General features: G+C 32.7%; 22 protein-coding genes and 1 tRNA gene. 16 read left to right on the plus strand and 7 right to left on the minus strand.

All coding sequences use genetic code 11. The features are described 5' to 3' along the window. The first annotated feature begins 3 nt into the window (after positions 1-3). The 7 genes from hisH (at position 4) to RLT85_RS10275 (ending at position 5,189) form a co-directional block, all read left to right on the plus strand. Positions 4-639, plus strand: coding sequence for an imidazole glycerol phosphate synthase subunit HisH (hisH, locus tag RLT85_RS10245; protein ID WP_311401944.1), 636 nt, complete (start codon positions 4-6; stop codon positions 637-639). An 85-nt stretch (positions 640-724) separates the two neighbouring features. Beyond that, positions 725-1,483 (plus strand): 1-(5-phosphoribosyl)-5-[(5-phosphoribosylamino)methylideneamino]imidazole-4-carboxamide isomerase, encoded by a 759-nt coding sequence (gene hisA / locus RLT85_RS10250; protein WP_311401945.1) that lies wholly within the window; start codon positions 725-727, stop codon positions 1,481-1,483. Further along, a complete protein-coding gene (gene hisF, locus RLT85_RS10255; RefSeq protein ID WP_311401946.1) occupies positions 1,473-2,228 on the plus strand; it encodes an imidazole glycerol phosphate synthase subunit HisF in 756 nt (251 codons plus the stop codon). The genes hisA and hisF overlap by 11 nt, the downstream gene beginning before the upstream one ends. Before the next feature lie 178 nt (positions 2,229-2,406). After that, on the plus strand, positions 2,407-3,009 hold the full coding sequence (gene hisIE / locus RLT85_RS10260) for a bifunctional phosphoribosyl-AMP cyclohydrolase/phosphoribosyl-ATP diphosphatase HisIE (RefSeq protein WP_311401947.1): 603 nt from the start codon (positions 2,407-2,409) through the stop codon (positions 3,007-3,009). Positions 3,010-3,015: 6 nt separating this feature from the next. Then, entirely contained in the window at positions 3,016-3,693 is a 678-nt protein-coding gene (locus RLT85_RS10265; protein ID WP_311401948.1) for a DUF2461 domain-containing protein, read from the plus strand. Positions 3,694-3,697: 4 nt separating this feature from the next. Then, on the plus strand, positions 3,698-4,480 hold the full coding sequence (locus RLT85_RS10270; protein ID WP_311401949.1) for a tRNA pseudouridine synthase A: 783 nt from the start codon (positions 3,698-3,700) through the stop codon (positions 4,478-4,480). Positions 4,481-4,484: 4 nt separating this feature from the next. Continuing rightward, positions 4,485-5,189 carry a TVP38/TMEM64 family protein gene (locus tag RLT85_RS10275; RefSeq protein ID WP_311401950.1) on the plus strand — a complete coding sequence of 235 codons (705 nt, stop codon included), beginning with the start codon at positions 4,485-4,487 and terminating at the stop codon, positions 5,187-5,189. A 200-nt stretch (positions 5,190-5,389) separates the two neighbouring features. Here RLT85_RS10275 and corA read toward each other — a convergent pair whose 3' ends face one another. After that, entirely contained in the window at positions 5,390-6,472 is a 1,083-nt protein-coding gene (gene corA / locus RLT85_RS10280) for a magnesium/cobalt transporter CorA (RefSeq protein ID WP_311401951.1), read from the minus strand. A 3-nt stretch (positions 6,473-6,475) separates the two neighbouring features. Then, positions 6,476-6,886 (minus strand): glyoxalase, encoded by a 411-nt coding sequence (locus RLT85_RS10285; RefSeq protein ID WP_311402008.1) that lies wholly within the window; start codon positions 6,884-6,886, stop codon positions 6,476-6,478. Between the two features lie 168 nt (positions 6,887-7,054). On the opposite strand from RLT85_RS10285, the gene RLT85_RS10290 reads away from it, so the two are divergent. The 4 genes from RLT85_RS10290 to RLT85_RS10305 all read left to right on the plus strand — a co-directional run bounded on the left by RLT85_RS10290 (position 7,055) and on the right by RLT85_RS10305 (position 10,996). Then, positions 7,055-8,407, plus strand: coding sequence for an NAD-dependent succinate-semialdehyde dehydrogenase (locus RLT85_RS10290; protein ID WP_311401952.1), 1,353 nt, complete (start codon positions 7,055-7,057; stop codon positions 8,405-8,407). Positions 8,408-8,526: 119 nt separating this feature from the next. After that, positions 8,527-8,600: transfer RNA gene (locus tag RLT85_RS10295), tRNA-Arg, on the plus strand. Between the two features lie 261 nt (positions 8,601-8,861). After that, a complete protein-coding gene (locus RLT85_RS10300) occupies positions 8,862-9,662 on the plus strand; it encodes a restriction endonuclease (protein WP_311401953.1) in 801 nt (266 codons plus the stop codon). 401 nt (positions 9,663-10,063) lie between these two features. Then, positions 10,064-10,996, plus strand: a complete 933-nt coding sequence (locus RLT85_RS10305; protein ID WP_311401954.1) for a mechanosensitive ion channel family protein — start codon at positions 10,064-10,066, stop codon at positions 10,994-10,996. A gap of 156 nt (positions 10,997-11,152) precedes the next feature. Here RLT85_RS10305 and RLT85_RS10310 read toward each other — a convergent pair whose 3' ends face one another. The 3 genes from RLT85_RS10310 to RLT85_RS10320 form a co-directional block, all read right to left on the minus strand. Beyond that, positions 11,153-11,458: a potassium channel family protein gene (locus RLT85_RS10310; RefSeq protein WP_311401955.1), complete on the minus strand. Its 306-nt coding sequence runs from the start codon at positions 11,456-11,458 to the stop codon at positions 11,153-11,155. 586 nt (positions 11,459-12,044) lie between these two features. Then, on the minus strand, positions 12,045-12,923 hold the full coding sequence (locus RLT85_RS10315; protein ID WP_311401956.1) for an alpha/beta hydrolase: 879 nt from the start codon (positions 12,921-12,923) through the stop codon (positions 12,045-12,047). Positions 12,924-13,026: 103 nt separating this feature from the next. Then, positions 13,027-13,434 carry a nuclear transport factor 2 family protein gene (locus RLT85_RS10320; protein WP_311401957.1) on the minus strand — a complete coding sequence of 136 codons (408 nt, stop codon included), beginning with the start codon at positions 13,432-13,434 and terminating at the stop codon, positions 13,027-13,029. Positions 13,435-13,829: 395 nt separating this feature from the next. Between RLT85_RS10320 and RLT85_RS10325 the strand changes: the two genes are divergently transcribed. The 3 genes from RLT85_RS10325 (at position 13,830) to RLT85_RS10335 (ending at position 18,134) form a co-directional block, all read left to right on the plus strand. Beyond that, positions 13,830-14,813 (plus strand): hypothetical protein, encoded by a 984-nt coding sequence (locus RLT85_RS10325; protein WP_311401958.1) that lies wholly within the window; start codon positions 13,830-13,832, stop codon positions 14,811-14,813. A 159-nt stretch (positions 14,814-14,972) separates the two neighbouring features. Further along, positions 14,973-15,458, plus strand: a complete 486-nt coding sequence (locus RLT85_RS10330) for a ferritin-like domain-containing protein (protein WP_311401959.1) — start codon at positions 14,973-14,975, stop codon at positions 15,456-15,458. A 528-nt stretch (positions 15,459-15,986) separates the two neighbouring features. Then, positions 15,987-18,134 (plus strand): catalase, encoded by a 2,148-nt coding sequence (locus tag RLT85_RS10335; RefSeq protein WP_311401960.1) that lies wholly within the window; start codon positions 15,987-15,989, stop codon positions 18,132-18,134. A 147-nt stretch (positions 18,135-18,281) separates the two neighbouring features. On the opposite strand, the gene RLT85_RS10340 is transcribed toward RLT85_RS10335, so the two are convergent. Together RLT85_RS10340 and RLT85_RS10345 are read right to left on the minus strand one after the other, a co-directional pair. Continuing rightward, entirely contained in the window at positions 18,282-19,292 is a 1,011-nt protein-coding gene (locus RLT85_RS10340; RefSeq protein WP_311401961.1) for a helix-turn-helix transcriptional regulator, read from the minus strand. 74 nt (positions 19,293-19,366) lie between these two features. Then, positions 19,367-19,510 carry a hypothetical protein gene (locus tag RLT85_RS10345; protein WP_311401962.1) on the minus strand — a complete coding sequence of 48 codons (144 nt, stop codon included), beginning with the start codon at positions 19,508-19,510 and terminating at the stop codon, positions 19,367-19,369. A gap of 180 nt (positions 19,511-19,690) precedes the next feature. On the opposite strand from RLT85_RS10345, the gene RLT85_RS10350 reads away from it, so the two are divergent. Further along, complete coding sequence (locus tag RLT85_RS10350) at positions 19,691-20,227, plus strand: DUF421 domain-containing protein (RefSeq protein WP_311401963.1); 537 nt, start codon at positions 19,691-19,693, stop codon at positions 20,225-20,227. Between the two features lie 267 nt (positions 20,228-20,494). Then, a complete protein-coding gene (locus RLT85_RS10355; RefSeq protein WP_311401964.1) occupies positions 20,495-20,680 on the plus strand; it encodes a CsbD family protein in 186 nt (61 codons plus the stop codon). Positions 20,681-20,900 lie beyond the last annotated feature (220 nt).

The raw sequence follows: 20,900 nt of genomic DNA on the forward strand, positions 1-20,900 counted from the left end.
AAGATGAAAAATAAAGAAAAAGAGTATTCCCCTTTCGGCGGAAATAAAGGGGACTTAGTCATCATTAATTACGGGGCGGGTAATATACAGAGCATTAAATTTGCTCTTCAGCGCATAGGTTTTGAAGCAATTTTATCTGATAATGCGGAAGAAATTCAGCAAGCCGATAAAGTGATTTTCCCTGGAGTTGGCGAAGCAAGTAGTGCCATGAACAAATTAAAAGCGACGGGATTAGATTTATTAATTCCTAAGTTAAAACAACCCGTATTAGGAATTTGTTTGGGAATGCAATTGATGTGTATGCATACGGAAGAAGGAAACACCGATGGCCTGAAAATTTTTAATACCCGAGTAAAACGTTTCTCTAATCAAGTAAAAGTGCCTCAAATAGGATGGAACCAAATTTCAGAATTAAAATCTGACTTATTCAACGGAATAAAGGAAGAAGAATTTATGTACTTGGTGCATAGTTTCTATGCAGAACCAAATTCAGAAATGATAGCGCAAACCAACTATGAGTTGAATTATGCTTCTGCTTTACGGAAAAATAATTTCTATGGCGTACAATTTCATCCTGAAAAAAGTAGTCTTGCTGGAGAGAAGATATTAGAGAATTTTTTGAAGTTAGAAAATTCATAAACAATAAAAATATTGAACTTAAATCACGTTGTGTCATGCTGAACTTGATTCAGCATCTCATCAAAAATATAAAATCCCACTTCCAATGAGAATTATACCCGCAATAGATATCATAAATGGTAAATGTGTCCGCTTGACAAAAGGCGATTACAGCACACAAAAAATATACGATAACAATCCATTAGAAGTCGCTAAGCGTTTTGAAGCGAATGGCATTAAACATTTACATTTAGTAGATTTAGATGGAGCTAAACATAAGCACATTGTAAATTATGAAGTTTTAGAAGAATTGGCTTCAAAAACAAGTTTAAAAATTGATTTTGGCGGCGGACTTAAATCTGATCAAGATGTAAAAATTGCTTTTGAAAGCGGCGCAAAACAAATCACAGGAGGAAGTATTGCAGTTAAAGATTCGTTTGCATTTAAACAGTGGCTGCAAGAATACGGTTCAGATAAAATTATTTTGGGTGCAGATGCTAAAGACGAAAAAATTGCCATAAGTGGTTGGCAAGAAGATTCTAAAGAAGAATTAATTCCGTTTATACAACAATATCAAAAAGAAGGTATACAGTATGTAATTTGTACCGATATTAGTAAAGATGGGATGCTGGAAGGACCTTCTTTTGATTTGTACAAAAAAATATTAAAAGAAACTGTCAATCCGAGCGGAGTCGAGAAATTGAAATTGATTGCTTCTGGGGGAATTTCTAGCTTTGAAGAGCTTCCTCAACTTTCCAAATTAGGCTGTGAAGGCGTAATTATAGGAAAAGCCATTTATGAAAATAGAATCAGTTTAAAACAATTGCAAAACTATATACTAACCCCATCTTCTTATGCTCACTAAAAGAATCATCCCGTGTTTGGATATCAAAAACGGAAGAACCGTGAAAGGAATTAATTTTCTAGATTTACGTGATGCTGGTGATCCAGTTGAATTAGCTGCATTTTATGCTAAAAATGGAGCAGATGAATTGGTGTTTTTAGACATTTCGGCGACAGAAGAAAAACGGAAAACCTTAGCTAATTTGGTGCTTCAAGTAGCCGAAAAAGTGAATATCCCTTTTACTGTAGGTGGCGGTATTTCTTCCGTAGAAGATGTAGATGTTCTATTACAATGCGGAGCAGATAAAGTTTCTATAAATTCTTCCGCAGTTAAAAGACCAGAGTTAACCAACGAACTTTCTGCTAAATTTGGAAACCAATGTATCGTGGTGGCTATTGATGCAAAGCAAATTCATGGAGAATGGATAGTGCATTTGGTTGGTGGTAAAAAGGCCACAAAACTCAATTTATTCACTTGGGCAAAAGAAGTAGAAAAGCGTGGCGCTGGCGAGATTTTATTCACCTCTATGGATCATGATGGTACTAAAAATGGATTTGCTAATGAGGCGCTCTCTCGCTTATCTCAAGAACTTAATATTCCCATTATCGCTTCTGGCGGTGCGGGAACTATAGAACATTTTTCTGATGCTTTCACAGAAGGAAAAGCAGACGCAGCATTGGCAGCAAGTGTTTTTCATTTTAAGGAAATCGCAATTCCAGACTTGAAGAATTATTTAAGTTCCGAAGAAATTTTAGTGAGAAAATAGAATACTAACGTCAAACGAGCTTTGATTTAGCATCACACTACAATGTATGTGGTAAAATTTTAATGATGAGATCCTGAAAAAAGTTTAGGATGAGAAAAAAATAATAAATGTTACCTCGAGCCTTTCGTCTTCGCTCAAGACAGGTTAAGGTCGAGAGGTTATTTAAAAATATAAATAAATGGATATAGATTTCAATAAAAATAATAACGGACTAGTACCTGCCATTATTCAGGATTACAAAACACAAAAAGTTTTGATGTTGGGGTATATGAATGAAGAGGCTTTTTTAGAAACCAATCAAACCAAAAAAGTAACTTTCTTTAGCAGAAGTAAGCAACGATTGTGGACGAAAGGGGAGGAGAGCGGAAATTTTCTTCATTTAGTTAATATAAAACTAGACTGTGATAAGGATACGCTTTTAATTCAGGTAATCCCAAAAGGTTCTGTTTGTCACACTGGGAGCGATACGTGTTGGCAAGAAGAAAATAAGCAAGATTATGGTTTTATTTCTGAATTAGAACAAATTATCGAAAATCGAAAAAATAGAGCCAATTCCGAAGAAAGTTATATTGCTGCTTTATTTGAGAAGGGAATGAATAAGATTGCTCAAAAAGTAGGAGAAGAAGCCGTGGAAGTGATTATAGAAGCAAAAGATAATGACACAAAATTATTTTTAAATGAATCGACAGATTTGTTGTTTCATTACCTAATTTTGCTAAAAGCTAAAGGTTACTCTATTCAAGATGTGATTAACATTTTAGAAGAGCGTCATCAAAATTAAAAATATATGCAATCAGTTTCTAAAGAAATGCTTCAGTTTTTAGAGAAGCTAAAAGTTAATAATAATCGGGAGTGGTTTGATGAGCATAAACCCGAATTTAAAAGCTTAGAGGCAGATATAAAACTTTTTTATAATGAGGTAAGTGCATTATTGCAAAAACACGATCGTATTGAAAAAACGAAAGCCTTTAGAATTTATAGAGATGTACGTTTTTCAAAAAATAAAACTCCTTACAAACAGCACGTTGCGGCAAGTTTCACTAGAAAAAAACCTGCATTAAGAGGTGGTTATTATTTACATCTACAACCCGATAATAAATCTCTTATTGCGGTGGGTTTTTGGGCTCCCAATAAAGAAGACCTCAAACGCATCCGTAAAGAATTAGAAATTGATGCGAGTGATTTTAGAGCAATTCTACAAGATAAAAATCTGCGTAAGTATTGGAACGAACTCCAAGGAGAAACTTTAAAAACAGCTCCGCGTGGTTTTGATAAAACCCATAAAAATATTGATTTAATCAATCATAAGCAGTTTACTTTTAGCAAAAATTTCACCGATAAAGAAGTTTTACAACCTAATTTTGCTGAAGTGATAGATGAGCATTATAAAGCAATTAGACCCTTTTTTGATTATATGAGCGAAATTTTGACGACAGATTTAAACGGACGTTCTTTAATAGATTAGAAATATGCAGCGTAAAAAGTTTTTTTATCTTATTGAATTGCAATATTTAGGTTTTCGTTATCACGGTTGGCAAAAACAACCCGATGTGTTAACCGTGGAAAAAATGGTAGAACGAACGCTTTCCTATATTCTCGACCGCAAAAGATTTAAAGTCATCGCTGCTGGAAGAACCGATGCAAAAGTATCTGTTAATCAAACCTATATAGAATTATTTCTAGAGGAAACGCCGCTAGATTTAGAAGATTTTTTTACATTACTCAATCAAAACTTACCTCAGGATGTAAGAGCATTAAGCATAAAAGAAACCGATGCTAAATTTAATATCATTCAGCATCCTAAAGTAAAGGAATACATTTATTTGTTTAGCTACGGAGAGAAATTTCATCCTTTTTGCGCTCCGTTTATGATTCACATTTCAGAAGAATTAAATATTGCTGAAATGAAAAAAGCAGCTCAGCTCTTTGAAGGCGAGCACGATTTTAGGTCGTATTGCTACAAACCTACACCTAAAACGGAAACACGTGGAACTATCATTCATTGCGAATTGAAAGATAACACCTTGTATACGGCTAATTTTTTCCCAGAAAAAAGCTATATGCTTCAAGTGAAAGGAGAAGGTTTTAAGCGACATCAAATACGCTTGATGATGGGCGTGCTTTTAGATATAGGGAAGGGGAAAATTGATCTAGAATTCATCAAGCGCACTTTAGATCCAAAGGAAGATATTAAGTTAGAGCATATTGCTCAAGCTTCAGGATTAATGCTGCATCATGTGACTTTAAAGTAAGCTTATGGAAAAACAAAAACTAATAAAAAATAGTTCATTAATTATTACAGCTGCTATTTTCGCTGTCCTAATTTTATTATATTTTTTCTATCCCAATTTTCAGCAAGGGTTTAATGAATTTTGGGAGGTTTTAATGACAGGTAATGAAGAAAAAATAGCCAATGAAATAAAAAGTTACGGTGCGTATGGAATTGCGATCATTATCTTATTTATTATTTTGCAAATGTTTCTAATTATCTTTCCTTCTTGGCTCCCTATGATTGTTGCAGCCCTGGTGTACGGTATTTGGCCATCTATATTAATTTCTTCTACAGGAGTTTTTCTGGCTTCTACATTGGGATACTTTATTGGAATACAGCTTAATGAGAACGCATTACAAAAATTTATAAGTGAAAAAATATATAAAAAACTAGAATATTGGGTTTCCAATTATGGGTTTTGGAGTGTGGTACTTTTTAGAATTTCTCCTTTTTTATCTAATGATGCGATTAGCATTATTGCCGGAGGATTGCAAATGAAATATGTAAAGTTTATTTCTGCCACCATGTTAGGCATTATTCCGCTTGCGACGGCTATTGCCTTTTTTGCTCAAGATATAAATACGCTAAAAACAGGAATGTATTGGATTGGCGGAGCAGGAGTTCTTTTTTACGTAGCTTTTGTAATTATAGATCACAAAAAAAGAAAAAAACAAAATTCATCACAATAAAACTGCATATCCGTTTAGTTTCCAGTATAATCAAATAATAGTTTTAATGTCCTGTCGAGCGGAGTCGAGACGCTTTTGTTTAACCTTTCGACTAAAGCTTGTCTTGAGCGATAGTCGAAAGACTCAAGGTGACAAAAACTACTTTGAGGAATGAAAGCGGATAAACACCAATAAAGTAATTTTCTTGGTGACACAGCTTTTTATAGCCACTTTTTTCGCTTAAAATACCATAACATCATAAAAAAAAGAAAAAGCATTACTCCCCAAACATAAAAATAGGAATATTTAAAATGTAGCTCCGGCATATAATCAAAATTCATCCCATAAACGCCTGCAATAAAGGTTAGCGGAATAAAAATACTAGCCATAATAGTTAGTACCTTCATCACCTCATTCATTTTATTGCTAATCGTAGTCATATACATATCCATAAGTCCCCACGTCATCTCTCTATAAACTTCAATATTTTCAGAAACTTGAATAATGTGGTCATATAAATCTCTTAAATAATGATGTGTTTTTTCGTGAATAAGAGGATGTTCTCCTTTTTCTAAACGATTAATGACCTCTCTTAAAGGATATATCGCCTTACGTATTCTAATTATTTCTCGCTTTAATTCTTGAATATCTTGGGTAATATTTTCATCTGGGTTTTCTAGAAAAAGACTATCCTCTAAGGTTTCAATCTTATCGCCCATCGTTTCAATAATGACAAAATAATTATCTATAATGGCATCTAAAACCGCATAAGCAAGATAATCTGCGCCAGAGTTTCGTATTCTTCCTTTAGAATTTTTAATATGGTCTCTTAGTCCGTCAAACACATCGCCATCAGCCTCTTGGAAGGTAAGTATATATTTATTGCCCATCACAATACTAATGTGCTCTTTCACCAATTCACCAGCATCGGTATAATACAGCATTTTTAGCACAATAAAAATATAGTTCTCATATTCATCAATTTTAGGGCGTTGTTGCGTGTTTACAATATCCTCAAGAATTAAAGGATGTAACTTATAAAACTTTCCCAATTGTTCAATTTCTTTGATAGTATTTAGGCCGTTAACGTTAATCCACGTTACGTTTTCAGACTCCTTGTATGGAAATACTTCTTTTACATCATTTGTATATTTTACTTGATGACTCTCTTTATTGTAATCTATAATTTCTAAAGAGGTAGAAAGGTTTTCTTTGCTTCCTACATAGACTACTTGCCCAGGAACCTGATTAAAGGATGTATTTTTTACCTTTACTCTTCTATGCTTCTTTTTTCTTTTGCTCATGTCTTAGTTTGGGATAGGAGAGGGCTCTAATAATTGTAAGCTATCCATTAAACGTTTTTTTACCATATTCATCATGCGTTTGTTCAATGCTGAAGAATTTTGAATATATATTTCATATTCTTCCGTAGTAAATTGTCCAATGATCATTCCCTTTACGCTATTTCTAAATTTAGTATCTTTTTGAATGGCATTCTCAATGTAGGTAATTCTTTTGTCTAAAGAGAGTTGAGAAAATACAATTTTATGTTTCTGAATGTAATTTTTAAACACTGCTATAAGTAAATCATGCTGCAATTTAATTACAGGTCTGAGTGTTTTATTCTGAAATTTTTCATCGAAAGACATATTTTCTCGAAGTTGAATCCCTTCAATCACTGGTCTTATTTCTAGTAGGTCTTTATTTCTTTGCATCATCATACATAGATTTTTATGAAAGATACAAATTCATATATTTTCTATATGTTAAATTAAGGAGGGCTTATTGAATTCTTTTTCACAAAATCTTAATAGTTAAAGTCATCTTAATAGAATCACGTTCTAGCGCACTATTCTTATTTTTATGGAGAATGAATTTATACAAATATGATCAAATCTATCAATCCATATACGAACGAAATTATTGAAAAATTTAAACAAGACTCAAAGAGTAGCGTCAGCAAAAAAATAAAATTAGCAGATAAAACTTTTCAAACTTGGAGTAAAACGGATTATGCCCGAAAAAAGACTTTAATGCTTCAATTGGCAAAGGAATTAAAGAAAAATAAGAACGAATATGCGCTTGCCATTACCAAAGAGATGGGGAAACCTATATCTCAAGCGATTTCCGAAATAGAAAAATGCGCTTGGGTTTGTGAATATTATGCTACTAATGCCAAATCTCAATTAAAGCCTCTAGAGATAGAAACTGATGCCAAAAAATCTTATGTACGGTTTGATCCTATTGGAGCTGTTTTAGCGGTAATGCCTTGGAATTACCCGTTTTGGCAGGTATTTAGATTTGCAGTACCTTCATTAATGGCTGGAAACGTATGCCTTCTTAAACACGCTACTAATGTGATGCGCAGTGCAGAAAATATACAACAAGCTTTTATTAATGCAGGTTTCCCAGAAGGTTGCTTTCAAAATTTAATCATTAAAAGTGGTAAAGTTGAAGATGTAATTAGAAATAAAAGGGTGAAAGCAGTCACACTTACGGGAAGCAAAGCTGCAGGGAGCTCTGTAGCTTCTATTGCTGCGGAAGAAATTAAAAAATCGGTTTTAGAGTTGGGAGGTAGCAATGCCTTAGTCGTTTTTGAAGATGCTAAAATAGAGGAAACCGTTAAAACTTGTGTGCAGGCAAGATTTCAAAATACAGGACAAAGTTGTATTGCAGGAAAAAGATTACTGATTCATGAATCTATTTATTTAGAATTTATAGAACGCTTTATTACGGAAGTACGCGAACTTAAAAGCGGAAATCCAGAAGATGAAGATACGTTTATTGGGGTTATGGCTTCTGAAAAACTTGCTAAAGAATTAGAAGCGCAATTGACTTCTTCCGTAGAGAAAGGCGCCAAAATCATTTTGGGAGGAAAACGCAGCAAAGCGTATTTTGAGCCTACTGTAGTGATAAATGTACATAAAAAATCACCTCTTTTTGAAGAAGAAACTTTTGGTCCCGTAATGGCAGTAACCTCTTTTAAAACCGATATGGCAGCTTTAGATTTAATTAACCGCTCTAAGCTTGGACTCGGGGTTTCCCTTTTTACAGAAGATTTAGAAAGAGCAAAAGCTATGATTCCACAAATTGAAGACGGAGCCGTATTTATAAATGAAATGGTAAAAAGCGATCCGCGTTTGCCTTTCGGCGGAACAAAAGAATCTGGTTTTGGCCGGGAGTTATCTTCTTTTGGTATTCATGAATTTGTCAATAAGAAAACGGTTTATATAAAATAGGTATTCTAACTGATTCTTAGCAGGTTAAATAAGAATGTTCATTTTTATTAAAATTAAGGCATTTAAAAGCTTGATTTTTTTAAAACAATTAATATATTTGCACCGCTTTAACGCATAAGGGTTGCATAGCTCAGTTGGATAGAGCACCTGCCTTCTAAGCAGGCGGTCCCAGGTTCGAATCCTGGTGCAATCACTTATTAAATTTAAAACCTCTTGTTTTTCAAGAGGTTTTTTGTTTTTAAAATGTTTTATAATTTACATTAATAGAATAGATTCTAAAAATGGTATAGTTTTACTATTTCTCATAGATTTTGTAATAATATAAGTAGTTTTTTAACATACAAAATACCGAATTGAACCGATAGAAAGGAATTAGATGGGAAGAAAAAAACCTTACGATAAAGTACCAACTTACGACAAAATGCTAATTCCGACAGTATAAGCACTTAAGGAGTTGGGAGGTTCTGGTTCAATTGATGAAATTAATGAAGAGGTATATAAAGTTGCTGGATATAACGAAGAGATTCTAGAAATACCACAGGACGAAAATGGCGTACAGACCAAAGTAGAATATCGTTTAGCTTGGGCAGGAACATATTTAAAAAAATTCGGAATACTTGATAATTCTTCTCGTGGAGTTTGGGCATTGGTAGATAACGAAATCGAGCCAAATAAATTAAATTCCGATAAAATTGTAAAATTTGTTCGAGAAAAAACACGAAAATCAAAAACAGACAAGCCAACAAGTTCAAAATTAAAAAATGAGGAAGTTGAGGATGAAATAGAAGATAAAATTGATTGGAAAGAAAACTTAATATCCGTACTGCTTACAATTGATCCCTCTGCATTTGAGCGATTATGCCAAAGACTTCTAAGAGAAAGTGGATTTTTCCAAGTCGAAGTTACTGGTAAATCTGGAGATGGAGGAATTGATGGAAAAGGAATTGTTCGCATTAACGGATTTTTGAGTTTTCACGTCTTTTTTCAATCAAAGAGATATAAAGGTTCAGTCAGTTCTGGCGATGTCAGAGATTTTAGAGGAGCAATGCAAGGTCGTGCAGATAAAGGATTGTTCATCACAACAGGAAATTTTACGAGAGAAGGTGTTAAAGAAGCTGCGCGCGATGGTGCCCCACCGATTGATTTAATTGATGGCGAGCAACTTTGCGAAAAGCTCAAAGAATTAAAATTAGGAGTTGAAACTGAATTTATTGAGGAAGTTATAATAAATCCGGAATGGTTTGATAAGATTTAAGTAGCGTATTACTTAGCATAACCAAGTACTCCGTCAGTACAAGTATTTCATTAGTAAAAGAGTTAAAACACTCCCTCCATTTTTTTCAAGAAAATTTATTTAAATACATCCTATAATAATCTCGAATTTGCATTAGTGAATACGTTGCTAAGTATTATAGTTTATTGATCATAAATTACTATACTATACGAAGTCGAGCTTAAACGCAAAACTTGTAGGAAATTCAAAATTAGATATTATTTCTTATTTTATGTATAGTTATTATTCCCAGTAAAATATTTAAATCTTGTTATTTTAGATACTTGATTTGTTAGAACGATATAAAATATTCTCCGTTTAAACTTTCTCAATAACTCGTGCAAATACTGTATTTTCACGAAATGGATTAGAACTTCAACAGCATGAAATATAGAAATAGAGAAAAAAATAAAAAATGGATTGTAATTTATGCCATTATTGCGGTCGTCTTATTTGTTGTATATTATTTACTAAACTTAGAGGTACTAGACGCTTATGATAAGTATATACCCTTTTTGAAAAAATTTACTTTAAGTTTAATCTTAATTTCCATCATCTTTATGATTAGTAAAATCGTAGGGAGAATTGTGAATAATCAAAATCATCTTGAAGGAGATCGGTATAATCTTTTGCGAATTATACGTTTTATTTCTATTGTTCTTAGTCTCATTGTCGTGACTTCTTTCTTGTTTCAAAATCTATTGGCCGCCGCTGCGACATTAGGTTTATTTTCTCTTATTTTGGGTTTTGCTTTGCAGGCTCCCATTACTTCTTTTATAGCTTGGGTGTATCTAATATTCCGACGCTCTTATTTGGTAGGAGATCGTATTCAAATAAAAGGATTTCGTGGAGATGTTTTAGAAATCAGCTATTTAGATACTTCCATTTTGGAGTGTAGTGGAGACTATTTAGGAAACGATAGAAAAAGTGGTAGAACCATTAGATTTCCAAACAGTCTTATTTTAAAAGAGGAAATAACAAATTATTCTGGCCCAGATGTTCCCTTCATTTGGAATGAAACTCCGCTTCAAATTGCTTTTACAAGTGATTTGCAGTTTGTGGAAGATTGTCTTTTAACTGTTTGTCTTGATGATTTTAAAGAACGTTATCCCCAGTTGGATGCGCAAAAGAAAAATGAATGGGAACCCGCGGTGTATTTCAGAATAAATTCTTATGCTTGGATGGAAGCGGTGATATCTTATCCTGTGGAGCCATTAGATACGACGGGACGTAGAAATCGTATTTTAAAAAATGCACTGCCTAAATTAAACGGTGCCCCAGATAAAGTTCAATTTCCTGAAGGCTCTTTCCGCTAAAAGAAAAATACGTTCAATTCGGCTTAAAATTTTAGTGGGATTACTTCCGTATAAAAATGAAATTCAGTAACTAATTTTTTTTACTAGAAATAGAGATTGTTTAATACAATTAGAGAATCCTTACTTTTTATAAAAATCTGCATTTGTAAAGTGATTTTATTTTTTCTTCTCCATATTTTCATCTTCAATTTCTCTAGCTTTAGATAATGCACTTGCCACCAAACCTGCAGGAATGGTGACAATACCTACTCCTATTAAAAGCATAAAAAAAGTGAAGATTTTATCACCTACGGTAATGGGGAAAACATCGCCATAACCTACAGTGGTTAAGGTTACAATTCCCCACCAAGCGCTATGTATGACCGAGGAAAAAACATCTGGTTGCGCTTCGTTTTCAAAATAATAAATTCCTGCTGAAGCTAAAAAAAGAAAAATAAGAGTCACAATTAAAAATAAAATCACTTCTTCTTTAACTAATTTTGCTGCAATATGAAACCTAAAAAGCGCTTTATTATACCTATTAATTTTAGAGCCCTAAAACACTCTAAAATATCCTAAAAGCTACTTAATACTCTGAGATCGTAAACCTTGCTTAGCTAAAAAGGGAAAATCGCCAAAAAATCGATAATACCGTAAAAGCTTAAAATATAGCTAAATGGTTTCTTGGCAAAATAGATTCTTAGTAGATACTCTAGGCTAAAAATGAACACACAAAACATTTCAAATAATATAGCAAGGCTATGGTAGCGGCCGAATTATTATGTAATGTTTCAATGGTAAATGCCACAAGAGATAAGAGAATTAAAACCTGAATAAAATAGTCAAAGATTTTACCCTTTCTAGTAGGATTATCTTCAATAATCTCTCGTAATTTTTTTCTCACTAATTGTGATTGAAGATTATAATGCAGAAAATAGATTTTTTCTGTTAAACCAAATGCAAATATACCTAAAATTCTTCTTTAGATAATTTTTTGACATGTATCCATGTAAAAATAAACCATTATTATAGGTTCATTGTAATTTCTATTTTTTTGCAGAATTTATGATTAGTCTCTATTTTGTTTTATCCAATCTAAGACCAGCGGAGATAATTCTTTAACGGAATTTCTGGAAAGTGTAATTCTGCTATGATTGTAATCTTCTAAACTTCCATTTTCTTTGGAACAATAATACAACCGATTTTCTTTATTTTTAAAAGCATCTAGAAAATCTTCACAGCCTTTTTTGGGAGCAATAAAGTTGTCTCCCTTGGCACAATTGGAAAGAATGGGAATAGTGATGCTAGGCATTTTTTCCAAATAGTTAAAACCGTCTTCTCCTAAAAAATTACGATTCAAATTCCAACTGAACCATTGCTTTAGAGTGTAATAGGTTTCGCTATTTTCAGTAGAACCGACAGATTTGGCCAGAACTTTTCCTAGCAAAGCTGAAAAATACTTTCCCATTAAAATTCTAGTTTTTCCTTTTAGCTTTGTTCCAGCTCCGAAGGCCTGCACTGCAAACATGCTAATGCTGGTTATATAAGTTTTATAAGCCAGATTTTTAATTAGAAACATCGTTAAGGCAATTCCGCCGCCGCTATGCACGATACAGTGCAAGCGTTTTAATTTGATGTTATGAATGAGAAAATCAAATGTGGCGTGTATATCATAGATTGCAATTGTTTCTAAATTAAATTTCTTTCCGCTATTAGAACTTTCTCCGTGATTTCTCCATTCCATCACCCAGCAGGTGAAACCTTTTCTGGTGAGAACGGAAACAATTCCATTGAAAATTTTCCTATTGGAAAAAGCTCCTTGAATTAAAAGAATATGTTTATTTAAATCCTTTTCTGAATTTAATTTCCAAAGAGCAATCCTAACACCATCTTTTGTCTTTATAGGATAAAGTTTCTCTTTCAGATTTGTTTTTCTTATTCTAGTCAAGATCTTGCTTTAATTCTCCTTTGTTTTGTGCTTTTCAAAATAAAGTATTTTATATCACAATTTGATTTTAAATATTAGAAAAGCGTTCATGTTTTGGAGTGTTTCATTCTTTCAATTTCGTGTCATGCGCGTAACTCAAACTTCTAGTCAGTTTCCATGCTCCGTTCTCTAAGAGCCAGAGGTGAGTGAATTTAGCCGAACTCGCAAAACGTTCCTTTTCACTGGCTACCTTCTCATAAAATCTATGTGTAGCAGTTTGAATCGCTCCGTATAGTTTACTATTTTTATAAAGCGGATAAATTTCTACGCTCTTTTTTACTAATTCCCTTCTAGATTGATACGTATTGGGGCGAGAACATAGGCCATTTCGTAAATTAGATAAAAACTCTTGCTTGTTTGAAGTTCCGCTTTTGTCATGATAAAATTCGAGGTCTTCACTCATTAATACCTCAAACTGACTTATGTCGCAAGTATTAAAACCTACATCAAAAAGCAAACTATCTTTTGACATAATGGTTTTATATAAATGAGAGTTTCTCTCCTCTTGTGCAATTAAAAAAAGGGAGGTCAAACTCAATATCAGTATTAAAATTGATTTGATCATGGTGTATTGTTTTAAAAAGCATTTAAACAGCGATAAATTACCGTCAACTTTTTCATTAATAGATGTTGCATAAAGTTTATTAGAAATAAATTTTTGTAAAGTAAAAGTAGGAAAGTTTAATCCATTCATTCGTGTTTGCTACTTTTTCTTATACTGTTGAGAAATATAGGTCTAAAAGTTTTTACTTCAGAAATAATTTTCATTTAATTCAAGAGTATTCTCTCAACAAATTGCTTGATGCAAATCAGTGTTTATGGCTATATTTGTAAAATAAATGTCAAAGCTTAAAATTGTAAATATTTATGTCCCATATGCTTTTTAATCCATTCCAAGACTTAACTTTTGATGAACATTTCTGTTTTCTTTCGGGAGTTTTAGCAACAGAAACGATAAGTGTTTTTCCAGAGTGGTTAATGCAACATTTTAAATTGGGCGAGGAGAGAATTGAAATGATGGACAAAACAAAGTCTTACCAATACGCCGATCTCAAATTGCCATGTTCGCCAAAAGTAAAGCAAGCTTTTGAAGCTTTAGATGTAAAAGTGCGTACGGCTTATAACAAAGGTTATGAAGGCATGTCCGCCTTAGAAGAAGAGCAGCTTTTTCAATGGACAGGGAGAATGGTGTATGGTTTACTGTATTATGAAATGCTTTACGAAAGAGATAGGCTATTGAGACTAGGGAAGGAGTTTCAACTTTCTACACACCTTAAAAAACGCTTTGGTAATTTTCATCTCATGCTACAATCTATTATAGAGCCTGTAACTTTTATTGGAAAAAAGCCTTGGAGTATAGCTGTTTTCCCACTTAAATATTCTTCAGATATTTTTAGCTATCGCGACGATGCGATAAGTTTGATGTTCTCTTTTGGAGTTAATGGCTTCGGATTTATCGCGTGTTTACAAGATAATGGTATTGTGGGAGAGAGTCAAAAAGAGATCCTACATAAAATGGAAGGACACGTTTTACATCCCGTTCAATTTGAAGAATTATACGCTAGGTTTCATTATTCAGATTATATATTGCAATATAGGCCAGAGCAAAAAATAGAGAATGTTGAAAATGGAGTTACGGTAGAGACTATTCCTATTCAACCCATTGCAAATAAACCTATTTTTGGGTTATGGAGCGATGATATATTTGCCCAGTTATTGTCTAACTATTGGCAAGTTTATGGTATTGAAAGAGAACATATTCTTAGATTTCAGAAGCCACCGCTAAGCTTTTTAGAGCATCCATATTCTAAAGATTTTATTGATCCGGAATCTATTGAATTACCTTTCTAACTCATTAATTCCCTTATATACGTGGTTTAGGAGGTATTTTAGAAAGGCTTTGCTGTTTCACTACTCTCACTTCTAGATGTTAAGCTATTGCTAATTAAGATAATTCTAAGATTGTATCTTACTTCTGTTTGTATATTTAGACAACTTAAAAATTATACGATGAAAACGACCAGAGAAAAAGCAAAAGAAGATAGCCATAAAAATTTAGTAAATAATCTTCAAGAATTATTAGAAAAAAATTACGATGCAGAAAAGGGTTTTAAAAAAGCCTTAGAAGATTCTGATCACGAAAATTTGAAAGAATTTCTAAAATATCAAGCAGTGAAACGTAGCCGATTTGCTACAGAAATTGATAAAATACTTCGTGATTTGGGTGAAAAGCCGAAAGAAGATGGAAGTGCGCTTGGGACGGCGCATCGCGCTTGGATTGATGTAAAAACTGCATTTACTGGAAAAGATGATGAAGCTATTCTAGAAGAGTGTATTCGTGGAGACAAAGCAAGTATAGAGGAATATGAAGGGAAGATGAAAACGAATGATTTTCCTGCAGATATCAGCAAAGTTTTAGATAAGCAGCTCATGGATATTCAGCAGACATTGTCTACAGTTAAATGTTTAGAAAATTTAGAGGAAAATTGGAAATAATTTTAGTTCTAAATTAAACTACGTGCAAACTTCTAAGTAGTACTTTTAAAGTTTGAAAATTAATTACTAAAAATTCAGAAATGAGAATGCATTTTATAGCGTTTTTTATTTCTGAATTTTTTTATAGAACAAAGAATTGATTTTACCAGATAAGAAAGAGATAAAACAAATAGAATTCAATTTTTCAGAATTAACAATTTGCGTATCCGCTTTCATTCTTAAAACTAGTTGTTATCACCTTTAGCCTTCCGACTATTGCTCAAGACAAGCTTTAGTCGAAAGGTTAAACAAGTGAGCAGCTCAACTCCGCTCGATGTGACAATTAATACTACTATTTGATTACAGTGGACGCTACGTGGATATGTATTTAAGAATCAATCTTAGTTTAATGGAATGTTACGTCAACACAATATTCCATTTCACAAAAAAAATAACCAAAAACGTCAATTTTAATTCTAAACCCTTACCAAGATAAAAATCTTTTAGTTAACTTGGGGTACTACTTATTAACGAACAAAATTTTAAGTTATGGCGAATGAATCAAAAGAAAATAACGAGAAAAATTCAAATCAGAAGATAGATGATTTAAAAAAAAATGAAAAGAATTCAGCAGGAAAAGTATTCACCACAAATCAAGGATTAAAAGTTAATGATACCAATAATTCATTAAAAGCAGGCGAACGAGGTTCCACTTTGCTGGAAGATTTCTTGTTGAGAGAAAAAATTACTCATTTTGATCATGAAAGAATACCAGAGCGTATTGTTCATGCAAGAGGTAGTGCTGCTCACGGTTATTTTGAATTGTATGAGAGCATTGGTCAATATAGTAAGGCAGGTATATTTAATGACACCAACCGCAGGACACCAGTTTTTACAAGGTTTTCTACGGTAGCAGGTTCTAAAGGATCTGCAGATTTGGCGAGAGATGTTCGGGGTTTTGCAGTTAAATTTTATACAGAGGAAGGTACTTGGGATTTGGTAGGTAATAATATGCCTATATTCTTTATTCAAGACGCGATGAAGTTTCCAGATTTAGTACATTCGGTTAAACCTGAACCTAAAAATGAAATTCCTCAGGCCGCTTCTGCTCATGATACTTTCTATGATTTTGTTTCTCGCGCCACAGAAACTCTTCACAATCAAATTTGGGTAATGAGTGATAGAGCGATTCCAAGAAGCTTTAGAATGATGGAAGGTTTTGGAATTCATTCCTTTAAATTAATTAATGATCAGGGAGAAGCTCACTTCGTAAAATTTCATTGGAAACCTAAATTAGGCGTACATTCCGTTACTTGGGACGAGGCGGTAAAAATTAATGGTGCCGACTCAGATTTTCATAGACGCGATTTATGGGAAGCTATTGATGAAGGCCATTATCCAGAATGGGAATTAGGAATTCAAGTAGTGCCAGAAGAAGATGAACATAAATTTGATTTTGATTTATTGGATCCAACCAAACTAATACCAGAAGAATTAGTTCCTGTTCAGATTATTGGAAAAATGGTATTGAATAAAAATCCAGAAAATTTCTTTGCTGAAACGGAACAAGTAGCTTTTTTACCAGGACATATTGTCCCGGGAATAGATTTTACCAACGACCCCTTACTTCAAGGACGTTTATTTTCATATAGAGATACTCAACTTTCTAGATTGGGAGGACCTAACTTTCATCAAATACCAATTAATCGTCCTGTAGGAGTAACTCATAATAATCAGCGTGATGGACATATGCAAATGGATATTCCAAAGGATCCTACGGCATACTTTCCAAATTCTTTAAACGGGGGTTGTCCACATATGGCTAAAATGGCTGAAGGAGCGTTTCATTCTCACGAAGAACGTGTAGATGCGAAAAAGGTAAGAACAAGAAGCGAAAGTTTTAGTGATCATTTTTCACAACCCGCTTTATTTTATAGAAGCTTATCAGATTGGGAAAAAGAACACGTAGCAGATGCATATACTTTTGAGCTTGGTAAATGTAACCACGTACATATTAAAGAACGTATGCTATGGTTAATTTCTAAAATTGATGAAAACTTAGCCGAAAAAGTTGCAGAAGGATTAGGTTTAGATATTCCAAATGATATTGAAAAACCCATCAATCAAGCTATTGGTGCAGATGCAGATGTAGAAAAGCATCAACCGCCAGAGAAGAAGAATTATTTAGATAAAGATTTCGCTTTAAGTCAAGCGAATACGAAATTTGAAAGTATTGCTACTAGAAAAATCGCAGTTCTTGTAGCGGAAGGATTTTGTATGAAAGATTTCAGAAATATGAAAGATGCTCTTGAAAAAGAAGGCGCAGCGGTAAAAATTATTGCTCCTCATGGAGGAAGTGTTTTTTGCGATGAGAAAATGAAGCATGAAGTAGATGCTGCAATAATGACTACAGAAAGCGTATTGTATGACGCCGTTTATATTCCTGGAGGAAAAGAATCTGTCGAGAAATTAGGAGAGAAATCTAAATTTCACAAGTTTATAAATGAGGCATTTAAGCACTGTAAAGCTATCGCTGTAGATAATGAAGGTGAACACATATTGGATGAAACTTTCGTTTCTAAGCATAAAGAAGACAAAGCCATTTTCATCAATGCAAAGCCAGAGTTATTTATAGAAGCTATTAAAAAACACCGTAATTGGGATAGAATGGATATTGCAGAGAGCGTTCCTGCTTAAATCTAAAGAAATCTATAAATCTATATTCAAATATGCATAAAGGCGAAGCTTTAAAGCTTCGCCTTTTTTTTTGTAATAAATTCAAGCTTGAAGAAGTAAGAAATTTGGTGTCAAATACTTCGTCAAGTAATATTTATAAAACTGAAATTAAAATTTATTCTGGTACGCTGAAGGAAGAATTCCGAAGTGATTTTTAAAAGTCTTAGAGAAGTAACTTTTGCTAGAGATTCCTACAGCTTCAGAAACTTGACCTAGGGAATAATCCTTAGTTTTGAGTAGAATAGAAGCCTTAAGCATACGCTGATTCATAACATATTGATTTACAGTTATACCAAATTTAAATTTAAATCCTGTTTGTAACTTATTGGGGTTTAAACCACTTTTACGTGCCAAATTCTCTACTTTTAAATCTTTGCTTAGATCTTGAGCAATAAATTCGGCTATTTCTGATATTTGATGTAATTCACTTTGTCTTAATATGGATTTATCTTGGTCAGATTTTAAATCATCTTGAAATAGAGCAATCTGTTTAATAAATATTTCTAAAGCCTTAGCTTCTAAAAATAATTTACGCAGCATCATTTCATTTTCATGTTCATGTAATGATGAGATTAGCTGCTCAAAGGCTATGCTATAAAAACCTTTATGATAAAAAGCACGGGTAGCTAGTGAGTCGTAAAATAAAGATTTAAGATCATTGTCTAATTGAGAAACTTCACATTTTAAATCAGAGAAAAATTTTGTTCTATCAATTTCAAGACTTACTACGTAAATATCTTCATTTGCCTCAAATTTTAAAATATGTCCTTCTTTACCTTTACTTGCAATAATCGCACATTCAAATTTATGAAGAAGATGGGTAGTTTCATCATTTAAAAAGTAATGTTTTAATTCTCCTTGTGCGGTATAAAGATACTTAACAGGATGAATTTCGCTTTTGGTAAATCTAATTTCAACTTCTTCCAGAAACATGCAATCATAAATAATGATGCCAAGACCATTACTAAAATTGATTCCTCTTATAGAACCTTCACCTATAGATTTAGGTATTTCTAAAGAAGTTTCCTCGCATTTTTCCGAATAATTTGTATTAAAAGAAGTTGCCAATTCCCTAATAACCTCTCGAAATGGTAAGGATTTCACTTGGATTTTTTTCATCGATAAAGCCTAGAAGGTATTTTTATCATTTTACATTTTAAATTGAATCAGCATTAAAAAATTGTATTTATAAATTAATCCCAACCAGCCATTGTACGTAATCGCTGTATATTTGCTCTCTTTTCTTTAGCTTCCTTTTCTTCTTTAATATGTTGATACAAATACACTCCTACAAATCCTACTGGGATGGATAGAAGCAAATAAGCGAACTGTCTCATGAATATTTTATTTCCGAACAAAAATAACGATTTAGTTAGATTTTCGCTCCAAAATTGAATCTTTTTTAACACACTTATTTTTGCTTACATCTAACGATAAAAATTTATCTTTTTATTATTTTTGAGGTAGTTTTAATTACTTAATATTGAAAAGATGTTTTTAATCATTTAATTTAAATTATGGAGAATTGGATATATGCCTCGTTGCCTACTATTTTAAAAGTTTTTGCTACGATTTTTTTAATATTTACTATCATTATTGTAATTACTCGCATTTCGGGACTTAGAACATTTGCTAAAATGTCTAGTTTTGATTTTGCTTCTACCATCGCAATAGGTTCTATTTTAGCCTCTGTAGTGATGAATACCAATCAAAGTATTCTTAAAGGAGGATTGGCGCTGGCCGGAATTATTCTATTTCAAACTATTTTCTCTTTATGTGTAAGAAAGTCGAATGCATTTCAAAAACTTTTCACTAATGCACCGTTGATGTTAATGTACCAAGGTGAGATTTTGAAAGAAAATCTAAAAAAAGCTAATGTGGGAGAAGGAGATTTAATTGCGAAGTTAAGAGAGGCAAATGTAATTGAATTTAGTGAGGTACTCGCTGTAGTTTTGGAATCTACAGGAGATATGTCGGTGCTGCATTCTTCAGATAAATCTGCTTTACAAGATAAAATTTTACATGGAGTGGAAGGAATTCCAAAAGAATTTTAGATAAATCTGGAAGTAGTTTAGTGCAATTACTCTATTTCACAACCTCTATACATAAGGTGTAATATTTTTTTAAATAAAGAATTATATGTCACTACAAGAGTGGAATGTAGGGAACTATTGTTTTGACTTTTTAATTTAATGAATTTTCTCGAAAAAGATATATATCATAAATTAAGATATATTTAAAGATTTTATAAGTTTTCCTTGGGAGAGCACTATCAGTTTTTTCATTAAATTTACACTTTAACAATTAAAAACTTAACTATTATGAACGAGCAAGAATTTAAAGGTAAATGGAACCAAGCAAAAGGAAAAATGAAGCAACAATATGCAGATTTGACCGATGATGATTTGAAGTACACAGAAGGTAAGTCTGATGAACTTCTTGGAAGACTTCAAGAGAAAACAGGTAGAACTAAGGAAGAATTAAAGAATGAAATCGATAAGTATTAGTTTCTAGAAACCATATACTAAATGAGTAGAAAGCCGCATTAATATGCGGCTTTTTTTATACCTAATTTTCTACTAAATTATGACTTTTTTGTCATCAACTTTTATGACAGAATTCTGATTTCATTTAAGGGTTTATTGTATAGAATTAATTATTATCTGGAATTTGTTATCATTTTATGATGCGTTAGATTTATATTTATATGATTGAAGAATAAAAAAC

The sequence above is a fragment of the Mesonia ostreae genome (genome assembly GCF_031845265.1).
GTDB lineage: Bacteria > Bacteroidota > Bacteroidia > Flavobacteriales > Flavobacteriaceae > Mesonia > Mesonia ostreae.